General features: G+C 33.5%; 10 protein-coding genes and 3 pseudogenes. 5 read left to right on the top strand and 8 right to left on the bottom strand.

Going from position 1 to position 12,433, the window contains the following annotated elements:
* Position 1: 1 nt before the first annotated feature.
* From B9T31_RS12990 to B9T31_RS13010, 5 genes are read right to left on the bottom strand one after another with little or no spacing between them, the layout of a single operon-like run.
* Positions 2-838 carry a MetQ/NlpA family ABC transporter substrate-binding protein gene (locus tag B9T31_RS12990; protein WP_086182372.1) on the bottom strand — a complete coding sequence of 279 codons (837 nt, stop codon included), beginning with the start codon at positions 836-838 and terminating at the stop codon, positions 2-4.
* 3 nt (positions 839-841) lie between these two features.
* A complete protein-coding gene (locus B9T31_RS12995; protein WP_086182373.1) occupies positions 842-1,699 on the bottom strand; it encodes a MetQ/NlpA family ABC transporter substrate-binding protein in 858 nt (285 codons plus the stop codon).
* Positions 1,700-1,722: 23 nt separating this feature from the next.
* On the bottom strand, positions 1,723-3,135 hold the full coding sequence (locus tag B9T31_RS13000; RefSeq protein ID WP_086182374.1) for an LLM class flavin-dependent oxidoreductase: 1,413 nt from the start codon (positions 3,133-3,135) through the stop codon (positions 1,723-1,725).
* A complete protein-coding gene (locus tag B9T31_RS13005) occupies positions 3,135-4,358 on the bottom strand; it encodes an SfnB family sulfur acquisition oxidoreductase (protein ID WP_086182375.1) in 1,224 nt (407 codons plus the stop codon). The genes B9T31_RS13000 and B9T31_RS13005 overlap by 1 nt, the downstream gene beginning before the upstream one ends.
* Before the next feature lie 10 nt (positions 4,359-4,368).
* Complete coding sequence (locus B9T31_RS13010; protein WP_086182376.1) at positions 4,369-5,571, bottom strand: SfnB family sulfur acquisition oxidoreductase; 1,203 nt, start codon at positions 5,569-5,571, stop codon at positions 4,369-4,371.
* Between the two features lie 368 nt (positions 5,572-5,939).
* On the opposite strand from B9T31_RS13010, the gene B9T31_RS13015 reads away from it, so the two are divergent.
* On the top strand, positions 5,940-6,704 hold the full coding sequence (locus B9T31_RS13015) for a glutathione S-transferase family protein (RefSeq protein ID WP_086182377.1): 765 nt from the start codon (positions 5,940-5,942) through the stop codon (positions 6,702-6,704).
* Between the two features lie 120 nt (positions 6,705-6,824).
* On the top strand, positions 6,825-7,295 hold the full coding sequence (locus B9T31_RS13020) for an Lrp/AsnC family transcriptional regulator (protein ID WP_086182378.1): 471 nt from the start codon (positions 6,825-6,827) through the stop codon (positions 7,293-7,295).
* Between the two features lie 74 nt (positions 7,296-7,369).
* On the opposite strand, the gene B9T31_RS13025 is transcribed toward B9T31_RS13020, so the two are convergent.
* The 3 genes from B9T31_RS13025 to B9T31_RS13035 all read right to left on the bottom strand — a co-directional run bounded on the left by B9T31_RS13025 (position 7,370) and on the right by B9T31_RS13035 (position 9,466).
* On the bottom strand, positions 7,370-8,119 hold the full coding sequence (locus B9T31_RS13025; protein ID WP_086182379.1) for a YebC/PmpR family DNA-binding transcriptional regulator: 750 nt from the start codon (positions 8,117-8,119) through the stop codon (positions 7,370-7,372).
* A gap of 230 nt (positions 8,120-8,349) precedes the next feature.
* Entirely contained in the window at positions 8,350-8,910 is a 561-nt protein-coding gene (locus tag B9T31_RS13030; RefSeq protein ID WP_086182380.1) for a 1-acyl-sn-glycerol-3-phosphate acyltransferase, read from the bottom strand.
* Between the two features lie 361 nt (positions 8,911-9,271).
* Positions 9,272-9,466, bottom strand: coding sequence for a hypothetical protein (locus B9T31_RS13035; RefSeq protein ID WP_086182381.1), 195 nt, complete (start codon positions 9,464-9,466; stop codon positions 9,272-9,274).
* A 329-nt stretch (positions 9,467-9,795) separates the two neighbouring features.
* On the opposite strand from B9T31_RS13035, the pseudogene B9T31_RS13040 reads away from it, so the two are divergent.
* The 3 pseudogenes from B9T31_RS13040 to B9T31_RS18250 form a co-directional block, all read left to right on the top strand.
* Positions 9,796-10,257 (top strand): annotated as a pseudogene (locus B9T31_RS13040) (phage late control D family protein); the annotation flags it as partial.
* Positions 10,258-10,326: 69 nt separating this feature from the next.
* Positions 10,327-10,929 (top strand): annotated as a pseudogene (locus B9T31_RS13045) (hypothetical protein).
* A gap of 816 nt (positions 10,930-11,745) precedes the next feature.
* Positions 11,746-11,919 (top strand): annotated as a pseudogene (locus tag B9T31_RS18250) (Imm72 family immunity protein); the annotation flags it as partial.
* Positions 11,920-12,433 lie beyond the last annotated feature (514 nt).

The raw sequence follows: 12,433 nt of genomic DNA on the forward strand, positions 1-12,433 counted from the left end.
CTTACTTCCAACCTTCAAACCATAGACCCTGACCAAAATCTTTATCTAAAATTGTTCGCACTTTTTCAGAGTTTTGGAAAGTTTGTACGAATGTTTCAAGTTTCTTATCTTGATCTTGGTAGTCTTTACGGGTCACAAAAAGAATGGCAAATTTTTTATTCACAGGATCGATAAATAATGCTGAATTTGGATCAGCGACTTTTGCCAATTTTAAGTAATGTGGAAAGCCTAAAATTAAATCTGCTTCGTGATATGCATGAGCCGTTTGAGGTCCTTCAACTTCAATTAGTTTAAGATTTTTAGGGTTGCTGGTAATATCTTCTAAAGTGGTTAATTCATTGTTAACATCTTTCACAGAGAGTAAACCTGCACGAGCTAAAAGTGTTAAGCCACGTGAAAGATTAACAGGATCACTTGGTACAACCACTTTGGCGTTATTTGGAATATCTTTTAAAGATGAATGTTTTTTTGAATATAAACCAACATGACTGCCTGAACCTTTAGCAAATGGATGTAAGTCGTAACCTGTTTCCCGAATGGCATTGGCCAAAAATACACTTTGTTGGAAAAAGTTAGCATCTATATCGCCATTTTGCACAGCAACATTAGGCGCTTGCCAATCTGAAAACTCAATCAATTTGACATCAATTCCTTTGGCTTTCACTTCTTTTGCGACGCTTGCAAGTAGTTCAGCATAAGGTGGGCTAATTCCAATTTTAAGAACATTTGTCTGTGTTTGGTGGGTGAGCAAACGATAGCCCACCAAACCTGCAACAATGGCAACAGCAACAACTGAAATCGTGATTAATTTATGATTTTTTCTTTTCAAAAATGACATACCTTAATCCTTTGTCCAGCCTTTAAACCAAAGGTTTTCACCAATTTCATCATCTAATTGTTGTTTAACTTTGTCAGAATTTTGGTAAATATCGATAAACTTTTTCAATTGCTCAGCGCGTTCTGGAGATTTCGTTTCATAGTCATCGCGAACTACAAATAAAATAGCGTAGTGTTTATTATTTGTTTCACTTAAAACTAATGCATCATTTGGATCAATGGTTTGTGCTAAGCGAAGATACATGGGATAGCTAAAAACCAGATCTGCATCATCCACTGCACGTGCGGTCTGAGGTCCTTCAACTTCGATAAAGTTTAATTTTTTTGGATTGCTGATAATATCTTGTAAATTGGATAAATGATTCTGTGGATCTTTTAAACCAATCAAATCAGCTTGTTGCAGTAAAAGTAAGGCACGACCTTGATTTACTGGATCATTAGGAATTACGACACGTGCACCATTTGGTAGATCCTGAATTGATTTATATTTTTTTGAATATAACCCTACACGTGTACCAGCACCCGCAGCAAATGATTTTAATTTAAAATTCGTTTCTTTAATCGCATTCGTTAAAAAAGGCTGATGTTGAAAATAGTTAGCATCAATATCACCATGATTTAGCGTAATATTTGGCGTATTCCAATCTGAAAATTCAACTAATTTAACATGAATTCCTTGTGCTTTTGCTTCCTCGGCTGCAACCTGTAGTTGTTTTGCAAATGGTGGACTAATTCCAATAACAAGTTCATCCGAGCCTGATTTTTTCTGTGTAGACCAAGCAATTAAACCTGCAATGACTGCAATGACAATAATGCCTAGCACAATAAATTTTGTTTTCGATTTTTTAACAGCAGTTGTCATAATTTTTCCCGACCTATTGTTGATTAAGCGGTATGTGTATTAAAAGAAGAGTTGTCTAAAGTTTGGGTACGCTGATGACATCGGAATTGTTGTACTGGATGACGTTGGGGAAGTCGATCACCCTGTTGAAACAGCTTATGACGTAAACTACCAGAGCTGTATTCAGTTTTATAACGACCGCGTTGCTGTAACTCTGGAATGACATAACGAATAAAATCATGATGTGATTCTGGTGCGACTGTTCGGGTGAGGTTAAAACCATCAATGCCGGTATCATCTATAAAATCAATGAGTTGCTGGGCAATAGAAGCCCCACTACCGATAAAGAGTGGATAACGACCACCTAAGGCGTGTTGATTTTTGAGATCAGCAATCGTAATTTTATTTTCTTTAAATCGATTGTTTACCGATACAATGCTATTACTTTGTTTATAAGGGATGGTGTCCTCATCTTTGAATTGAGCTAAATCAAAGCCAATAGAACTTGAAAAATGCGCAATTCCTGCCTCTGGACTTGCATAATTTAAATATTCTTGTAGCTTTTCTTGTGCAAGCTCATCGGTTTCAGCACTAATGACTGAGATACCCACCAATATTTTAATATCATCCGCTTGACGTCCTTGCATAACAGCTTGTGCACGAATTTTATCTACTTGGGCTTTGACTTTTTTAGGTTTATCTGCACCGATAAACATCGCTTCGGCATGTTTTGTTGCAAATTCAGATCCTTTCGGAGATGCACCTGCTTGGAATAAAACGGGTGTACGTTGAATCGAAGGAGAGACTTGAAAAACGCCTTGGCTTTGATAAAATTTTCCATGATGTTCAACGGTGTGTACTTTATGGGGCTGGGTAAAAATGCGATTGATCTTATCTATAATCACTGCATCATCTTCCCAAGAACCTTCCCAAAATTTATAACTTAGTTCAAGAAACTCTTCAGCTTGTTCATAACGTAGATCATGGTCTTTTAAGCCATTTTGCCCTACAAGTTTTGCAGCGCTGTCTAAATAACCCGTCACAATATTCCATCCAATACGTCCTTGCGTGAGATGGTCTAAACTTGCAAATCGACGGGCAAATTGATACGGAGATTCATAGCTTAAATTGACGGTGACTCCAAAACCTAGATGTTGTGTCACAGCTGCCATTGCAGACACTAAAGTACTTGGATCATGGCTTGGAAGTTGAATGGATTCTTTCAAGGTTAAGTCAATACCGTTTTGATATACATCATAAACACCTGTAATATCTGCAATAAATAAACCGTCAAAGAGACCTTTTTCTAACGTTTGGGCAAGTTCAGTCCAATAATTAAGTTGATTAAAACGATAAGACTCATCACGCGGATGTGCCCATAGTCCATGATTAATATGACCCACACTATTCATATCAAAAGCATTGAGAATAATTTTTTTGGGTTGGACATGAGTCATTACAATGTACCTCTGCGTGGTGGAAGCACACCATTTAAAATATAATTAGCAATAAAGAAATATTTCCAGCGTGCGGCATCATGTAGGGTATGTGTGCGTGCATTACGCCAAAATCGATCTAAGCCATCGATGCGCTGACTACCACGACTCCCAGCCAGTTCTATGAGTTTTGAGGATGCTTTGAGTGCAACATCAGTGCTTAAAGCACGAACTTTTGCAACATCAATAGAGGCTTTAGCAATATTTTCTATTGTTGGGTGTGGTTTTGCTTCATCAATTGATTGAGCTGCACGTTTTAATAAGGCTTCTGTTGCTTGAACATCTACCACAATTCGGCCTAATTCAAATAAAGTGAGAGGGTCTTGTGTGGCATGCTCCACACCTGCATCAATCCATGCACGCGCACTGCGAACCCTGCTTAATGTTTCTTCAAAGGCTGCTCGGGCAATGCCAGTTTCAATGGCAGCATGAATAATTTGTGCAAAAGGACCAATCAGTGTGGGCTGACTAAACCCAATATCGAAAGGGATAACATCTTCAAGATTGACATGGACATCTTCAAATTTAACGGTACCACTTCCTGTTGTTTTCTGACCAAAACCTGTCCAATCATCTTTGATGACTACACCAACAGACTCACGTGGAATAAATGCTAAAAATTCGCGTTCATTTTCATCCTTAACTAAGGTTGGAATACGATGGGCAAAAATACTTCCTGTGCAATAAAACTTTTCACCATTGACGATATAGCCTTGTTCAGTTTTTCGAATGATCGTTTGTTTTAGATGAGCGGCTTTTGTTTTAAATTCAGCTAATGCATTTCCAAAGCGTGCACCTTTTAAAACCTCTGCATATAGCGTTTGCTTTTGTGCTTCTGAACCAGTATTTCGAAGCACTTCGAGTGCATAAAAATGGTTTTGCGGAATTTGACCTAAAGAACCATCAGCACCACTAATTAGAGCAATAATTTTTGCCAAGGTATGGGTAGAAACATCTGCTCCGCCGTATTGTTTTGGAATCGTAATTCCCCATAAGCCAGATTGACTAAATGCTTCAACTTCTTCAAAAGGAAGAATACGTTCAGCATCACGCTGAATAGCATGTAGTTTAAATTGTTCAGCTAAGTTTTGTGCAATCGCGAGTGCTTCATCATCATTTTGAATAATGTGTGCAGATGTCGTTGCTTGTACATTAAATTGATTTAGATTTTGATAAAAAGTCATGATGTACTCCTTAAATCCAAGCGTGTTTTGCAGGAGCTTTTTGATTGAGATAATACTCACCAAGCGCATGTAGTTTCCAACGCACTGGGTCATGTAAGGTATGCACGCGTGCATTGCGCCAATGTTGATCCAAATTTAGTTGTTGTAGGCTGGCTCTGCTACCACCAAGCTCAATGAGTTTTTCAGAAATGTGTAGGGCAGCATCGTTGGCATAGACTTTAGCAGCTGCGACCAAAATAGATGCTTTAGCAATGTGTTGTTCTGTAATGTTTGAATATTGATCGAGCTCATCTAAATATTCTGCGGCTTCGTCTAATAAAAGAATTGCGGCATCTAAAAGGATATTTAATTTTCCAACCTCTTGTAAAATATAGTGTTCCTGACTTGCTAGTTCTACGCCAGAGTCAAGTACAGGTCGTGCTTTACGAATGGTTTCTAAGGTGTCAGAAAATGCAGCTTCAGCAATGCCAACATCAATGGCTGTTTGCAGCAACTGAGAGAATGCACCACGATAGTTGGGTTGTACGTGAGTATTCCGCTCATCTAAAATCAATAAAGGATTAACCAAAACCTGATTGAGTTTTACCGTACCACTTGACGTCGTACGCTGACCAAAACCATCCCAATCATCGATAACCTCTATTCCAGCAGAATCTTTTGCAACGATTACGAGTACGGTATGACCTTCTGGATGAAGTGCTTTAATCGCAAGCCAATCTGCGAAACTACTGCCTGTAGAATAAAATTTTTCACCATTTAAAAAATATTGATCATTTTCAAAGGTTAGCGTGGTGTTTAATGTTGTAATGCTTTTGGTATAGCGCTCTGGTCCGCCATTAGCTAAGCGTTTTCCATTTAATATTTCATTAAAAATAAACGTTTTTTGTTCTTCAGTGCCAATAATGCTGATCAGATGAAGCAAAGCAATTTGATTTTGTGGAATTTGACCTACACATGCATCTGCTTTATTGATGATACGAAATACATGAGCAAGTGTTTTGTTTGAAACAAAAGCACCGCCATACGCTTTAGGAATACGAATTCCACCTAAACCGCGTTGGCTAAATAACTCAATCTCTGCGAAGGGCAATAAATGTTCTTGATCACGTTGGTTTCGTCCTTCTAAAACGAAGTCTGCAACTTGATATGCTGCATTAATAGCTTCTTGATCATTTTCAATGACCTGTATATTTTTCTTATTTAAACGATACATAGCAAGTGACACATTAAAATAGTTATGTCTAAGCTATCGAGCTTTAAGTGAATTTTTAAATTAAGGATTTTTATTTAGTTATCAAAAAGTATGAATAGTAGAAAAAGATATTAATTAATATGAATATATAATATACTAACCTATTGTTATTTATTAATATAATATAAATACTTATGCATATAATGATGTAATAATGCTCTAAGATATCAGTTTTTAAGATATACAAGCTAAAAAATGATATAAAAGCAAATCCCATGATGAGGGAGATTTAATGTTTTTAACATTTGGATTTATTAAACTGATGAATCAAGATATTTAGTTTAAAAGAAGATATACATTTGGGAATATCCCGATAAGGCAGATTATTTATGCGTATTTTGTACCAATTTCCGTTGTCTCACTTTTGCGAAAAAGCAAGATGGATGCTTGATCATAAAGAGTTGGAATATGTGGCACAGAATTTAGTTCCTGGTGTACATAGAGCTTTTGCTAAGCTAAAAACAGGACAATATAAATTACCTATTTTATTCGATCATCAGGTTTGGACAGCGGACAGTACTGAAATTGCATTGTATTTAGATTTAAAATATCCAGAACATACTTTACTGAGATCTGATCTTAAACATCGAAAACAAGCTTTGGAAATAAATACCTTATCGAATGAACTTGGTAGACATGTGCGTCGTTGGGTTTTATCTCACGTATTAACGAGCAATGAAGAAACACTCGATGTATTGATTGGTGAAAAAGGTTATTTACGTCAGTTTGAAAAATATTCAAAACCTTTAGTGAAAGCATTATTGTCAAAAGGTTATCATCTAACCTCAGATAAAGTTTTAGACTCAAAACAACAGATAGATGTCATGATTGAAAAATTAAATCAAAAACTGATTGAAAATCGAGGACAGTACTTAGTGGGTGACCGTTTAGGCTTAGCTGATATTGCCGTGTGTTCAATGTTGGCACCGTTGTTAGAAATAGAAGGCACTCCTTGGGAAAATGAAAGCAATACGAATGTAGACAGCGATTTTCAACAATACAAAGCTTATTTGACGGATTTACCTTTGGGACAATATGTATTACGGATTTATCAAACCGAACGGAATGCACGTGTAGATTGGCGAGGTGTATAAAAGAGCTGATTTTTTCTATTTTTAAATTTGATAAATATTGAAGAGATAATTATTAAATGTTGAATTATTTTCTAAGATATGTGGATAATAAGGAAAATATATAGCTTTATAGGTAAATATATGGAATTAGATCGTTTTGATAAACATATATTAGAAATTTTAACTTTTGAAGATCTAAATCTGAATGAATTATCTGAACGAATTAATTTATCGGTCAGTTCAGTACACCGTCGTATTAAAAACTTAATTGACTTAAAGATTATGTCAGGCATAAAACGTGACATTAATTATCAAAAGTTAGGTTTTAGTTTACATGTTTTATTACAGGTTTCCTTAAGTAAGCATGATGCAGATACATTTGAAAAATTTTTAGCGGAACTCGAAAGCATTCCTGAAGTGATTAATGCATTTTTAGTCACAGGGCAGTCGGCAGATTTTATTGTCGAGGTTGTGGCTAAAGATATGGAAAACTATAGTGATATTTTACTTAAACGTATTGGTAAAATAGAACATGTTGTTGCTTTGCATTCTAGCTTTGTCATTAAGCAATATGACGTTTTGAATTGTAGTGGGTTGTTAAATCGAATATAGATATACTTTGATTAAATAGGCGCATTAAAAAACGCACTCTAGAGTGCGCTTTAAAGAAAATATAGGCTACATGATTAAGCATCTAATTCTGTCAAAACATCATCTGTAAATTCAACATTGGTATAAACATTTTGAACATCATCTAAATCTTCAAGCATATCAATCATTTTCATAATTTTTTTTGCTTGATCAATATCTGTAATTTCAGCTTTAGTCGAAGGACTCATAACAACTTCAGCATTATCAGATTTCAGCCCCGCCGCATATAATGCATCTTGGACATCACCAAAAGACTCTGGTGTCGTAATGACTAAAATTTCATCTTCACTGATTTCAATGTCTTCAGCGCCAGCTTCCAATGCGATATCCATAATGCGGTCTTCTAAAGAGATATTCTCAAAAGTGATTTCACCACGCTTTGTAAATAAGTAGGCAACTGAACCTGTGGTTCCAAGATTTCCATCTGTTTTAGAGAAACAATGGCGGACATCTGGTACTGTACGGTTTAAGTTATCCGTCATTGTTTCGACAATAACAGCAACACCACCAACACCATAGCCTTCATAGGTGATTTCTTTTAAATCATCATTATCTTCACCACCAGCACCCCGTTGAATTGCACGATTAATAGTATCGCGTGTCATGTTCACAGAGAGTGCTTTTTCAACAACAGCACGAAGTCGTGGATTACTTGCAGCATCTGCACCACCGAGTTTTGCTGCCGTTACAATTTCACGGATATATTTAGTAAAGACTTTACCACGACTAGCATCTTGTCTGGCTTTACGATGCTTAATATTGGCCCACTTGGAATGACCCGCCATGCGAAATTGCTCCTTGTAGATTGGCTTTATGCCTATCAAATTTTGCAAATTCTACCATAAGCACTTTTTTATTAAAAAGAGTTCGCTTTTTTATCGGTAAGAATATGAGCAAAAAATAAGAAATTTAAAATAATAATTACAAATTTTAGGTTAAAATAATCATCAATCTAACCATCTTCAAGACATAAAGACAACATCTCTTGATTTAATCAATATCATGATAAACAAGTTTATTGAGGTTCTGGGATAATAATATCTAATCCTGTATGCTCTTTATAAAGTTGTTTGATTATTGCAAGATCATGATATAACTCTGTTGGGTAAATTTTACCAAAAATTCCGCCTTTTTTTGCTTTTGAATTCGCAAACATGAGCACAATAGGTACATTTGCTGCTTTAGCAATATGCCAAAAACCAGTACGAATTGGTCGACGCTCTTCACCATTTTTAGCGCGAGTTGCTTCTGGGGCTATCACTAAATTAAAATGTTCATTTGCTTCAAAGAGTTCCACCATTTGAGCAACAATATCTTTACTGGATTTTCGGTCTACGGGGATACCGCCAATGTTTTTAAGCAATGGTTTTAGCGGGCCTTTAAAGAGTTCTTTTTTAATAAGGATATGAATTTTAATTTTATATATTTGAAAAAGTGCTAAAGATAAGACAGCATCCATCATAGATGTATGTTCAAAGCCAATAATAACTTGCTTGTTTTCAAGTGTATTTGGCTCAACAGCATAAGTCCATCCTGCAGCTTTAAACGCAGTTTCGCCAATTAATTTTTTAAACATATGAATAAAGTCATGAGATAAAACAAATTGCGCTACTTTGTTCTTATTTTAATATTACGTCAATATTTATCTTTAAATTAATTTTATTTAATACGATAAAACGTAAATTAAAGAATAAATATTGAATCAGGGGTTATATGCTAAATTTAAAGATTATTGGATGCAAACCCAATATTTAAATAAACCCATAAATTTTATTATAGGTTTATTTTAAAGCTTTTAGGCTCAATTAAGCTTACAAAATTACTTTTGTTTTTTAAGCTTTTTTTGAAGTTTTGCCAATTTCCCTTCATGTTTTAAAATCTTTTTAAGACGAGCTTTGATTTTTTGTTTCAGAGACTTTACTTGTTTAGACACAATATTACTCCTTAGTTTTGTTATCCGCTGACTGATTTTTTTTAATGAAACTACGGATGAATTTTCTTAATTCTCTAGCAGCACTTGTATCTAAACATTCACATAAATGAATAAATTCATCACGTTCTGTTGTACTGATACGAATTAAGAGTTGAGCATCTTTTTTATTAACTTTTATTTTTTTGGAAATATCAGTCATTTTGTTTAATTTCCAATAAGTTAATAAAATAAATGTATATACAAAGTATATGCTTTATTTTAAAAAGTCAACTTTTTATATGAATAAGAATTTAATAAAGTTGTGGATTGGTATCTAAGCTAAGTAGTTGTTCTACTAAAGTGCAAAAATGTACTCTATCATTTATGTGTAATCAGCCAGTTTTACTCAGCATTATATAATTGAATAATTTGATTAAATAAACTCTGACTAAAACAGTATTAGATAGTGTGTCGGTGTTATCATTTCTATGTTAAAAATTGAATGTTATAATAAAAATGATCACAAATATCTTTGAGATTCTAGACTAAATAAGATTAGGCACAGAGTGTCGTACATTACATGTGCAATTTTTAAATACAGAAATCAATCATCAAGTCCTGTTACAACATATTGATGGTCAGCATGCCATTAATGAAGAGCTGCCTACGAAATTAATATGCCTATCTAGCAATTTTTATCTTTCTCTTAAGCAATTTGTTGGTAGTCAAGTCGCAGTTGATTAAGGCACGGATTTAGGACAATTGTTTAGAACCACAGGGATTATTACCTAAACGGGTTCAAGGTCAATCAGAGGGTGCTTTAATTATCTATCGTTTGAACATGCAAGATGGAGTCTCACTTTGGCATAAACGACGAAATAGTCGTGTATTTATGAATAAAAATGCCATTAAAATTGTTGAAATTATTTTCAAAGAGAGGCAAGAAAAAGTCCACTTTTCGAAGCAATCCTACAACTTAATTTAGCAGGGCTTCAACATTATTACGATATTTGATCATTCTCCATGCAATCTTAAGATGAGGTATTAGTAAGACTAATTCTAACGTTGGAAAGGATAGTAATGATGGAAAAATTTAAGTCCTACTTTTATTTTATCTTCATATTCGGTTTACTTCTTTTTGGATATCAGCCAAGCACAAAAAATAAAGAAAACAATGTGATGAATCATTAATTTTATCTTCTATGTTTGTGGCCCCACAAGGGTTTAAAGATTTTGCTCAATATAATCAAGGAAATGTAGATAATCATCCAGTAACTAGTTTTCGAGAATTAGATTTTTCACCACCTAGCTTAGGTCAAATTAAGATTGAAAATGGTACGAGTCATTTAGTGATTGATTAAAGTTATATTTTTACTTATGAAGAATGGCAAAAAATAATTAGTATAAGAAGAAGTAATTCATTTGGTTATCGCTTATATGCCGATGGGCTCCTTTTAAATATAAGAATAAAACAAACAAAAAACAGATGATGGAAAAGAGCAATATATGGTTCGTTATGCGTTTGACACCATTCGTTATAATCAACGAAATTTAATGGATGATTCAGAAAATAATATTAATACTTATAAAATGATACCAGTTGAATTAGAACAAGCATTTAAAGATCGTGTGAGAAGATATAATAGATTAAGAGAACAAAGGGAAAAAGAGGCGATAACATAGGGTTACCATATCGATGAGAATTATGTTGACCCTGATATTTGGCAATATGTGGAATAGTAAATTTAGCATGTATAGCATTGATCAAAACGTAAGAAATCAAGTTTTTTATTTATTAAAGAAATATACCAGTTAGCGTGATTTATATGCGATCTATGAATTAGAAAAGGATTTTGTTAATGCCTATGAGAAGCAACTTAGACATCCACAATTGGCTGTTTAAAAATAAACCGAAGGTGAGAAAGAGAGTTATGAGAAAGAGTTTTTATACTATTTAAATGACTTGGATTGTTCTGAGAAAGGGCTAAAAAAGCTACTTAAAACAGACTTTAGGAAAGATGCCTATACGAAATTTTTTGAAGGAGATATTCAAGGTCAAATTTTTGTGCGTTGCGTTTGTGCGTTGCGTTATAGTGATGAACATGGATTGGTGGGAGATATTTTTTATCAAAACATGGGTTTAGGAGAAGGATATGCGGAAATATTTAATCAAAATTATTCCAAATATATATTAAAACTATGAATAGCCAGTGAAATGATATTTGCAACATCGAATACATTATTGAATGGTGACTATTATATTCTTAATCAATTTGGCAAGGACTATAGAAAATGAAGTTATGCGTCTTTATTGAGTCATAAGAATGGGTCTGTATATAAACAGATTGTAGAGAGCCTATAATGCCTTGCCCAACATATCACCATGATGCAGAGGGTGAAATAAAATTTGGAGAAGAAATACAAATTTCAGGAATTTATGAACCTTAGTTTGATCAACCTGTATATGAAAAACTCACACAGGATTCAAATTATAATTCATATGTAGGCTGTCCAAATTACTTTTTAGAAGGTTCAACAGCAACCCAATGTAAGCTAGAAGGTACCGAGCAAGATTATGATGTAAAGTGGCGCTTAATTTGGCAAGATCAACGTTACTTAAATGGAAAAATATCAGAAGAAGAACAAACACATTTATTTTTTAATTTCTGCTAGAAATATTTACATTATTAAATAATATCTTAGATAAATAAGATGAATAATAAAATTTAAATAAGAGTGTGATATTTAAAATGAAGATGTAAGATTAAAATATTTCAATAGTATTAAAAGCTATTAAACCAAGTAATTTTATTGTATTGATAATTATAAATTATAAATTATAAATTATAAATTATAAATTATAAATTATTGATATTTATATTAAATTAACATCATTTTTTGTTAAATTATATTAAAATAATTTATTTAGAAATATTAAAATAAATTTTATCTCATTTTACGAAATATTACATGGAATGTTTATGTGTATATATGAGCTTGTGTTATAGATATTTCTGTAATTATTTAGATATTAATTAATCAACTAATTACGAAATTTATTTACTTAAATAAATGTAATAAATAATACACAATGATATTTATTTTGTAAATTTGTTCTATTAAACAAGGAGAGATCATGAGTAATAAGTCATTAAATTCAGAATATAGTGAACTAGACGACATATAT

The sequence above is a fragment of the Acinetobacter sp. ANC 4558 genome (assembly GCF_002135375.1).
Classification (GTDB): Bacteria; Pseudomonadota; Gammaproteobacteria; order Pseudomonadales; family Moraxellaceae; genus Acinetobacter.

Coding starts and splice junctions, on each gene's coding strand:
- B9T31_RS13000 (WP_086182374.1), bottom strand. CDS start 3,135: ATGACTCATGTCCAACCCAAAAAAATTATTCTCAATGCTTTTGATATG.
- B9T31_RS13025 (WP_086182379.1), bottom strand. CDS start 8,119: ATGGCGGGTCATTCCAAGTGGGCCAATATTAAGCATCGTAAAGCCAGA.
- B9T31_RS13035 (WP_086182381.1), bottom strand. CDS start 9,466: ATGACTGATATTTCCAAAAAAATAAAAGTTAATAAAAAAGATGCTCAA.
- B9T31_RS13020 (WP_086182378.1), top strand. CDS start 6,825: ATGGAATTAGATCGTTTTGATAAACATATATTAGAAATTTTAACTTTT.
- B9T31_RS13015 (WP_086182377.1), top strand. CDS start 5,940: ATGCGTATTTTGTACCAATTTCCGTTGTCTCACTTTTGCGAAAAAGCA.
- B9T31_RS12990 (WP_086182372.1), bottom strand. CDS start 838: ATGTCATTTTTGAAAAGAAAAAATCATAAATTAATCACGATTTCAGTT.
- B9T31_RS13010 (WP_086182376.1), bottom strand. CDS start 5,571: ATGTATCGTTTAAATAAGAAAAATATACAGGTCATTGAAAATGATCAA.
- B9T31_RS12995 (WP_086182373.1), bottom strand. CDS start 1,699: ATGACAACTGCTGTTAAAAAATCGAAAACAAAATTTATTGTGCTAGGC.
- B9T31_RS13030 (WP_086182380.1), bottom strand. CDS start 8,910: ATGTTTAAAAAATTAATTGGCGAAACTGCGTTTAAAGCTGCAGGATGG.
- B9T31_RS13005 (WP_086182375.1), bottom strand. CDS start 4,358: ATGACTTTTTATCAAAATCTAAATCAATTTAATGTACAAGCAACGACA.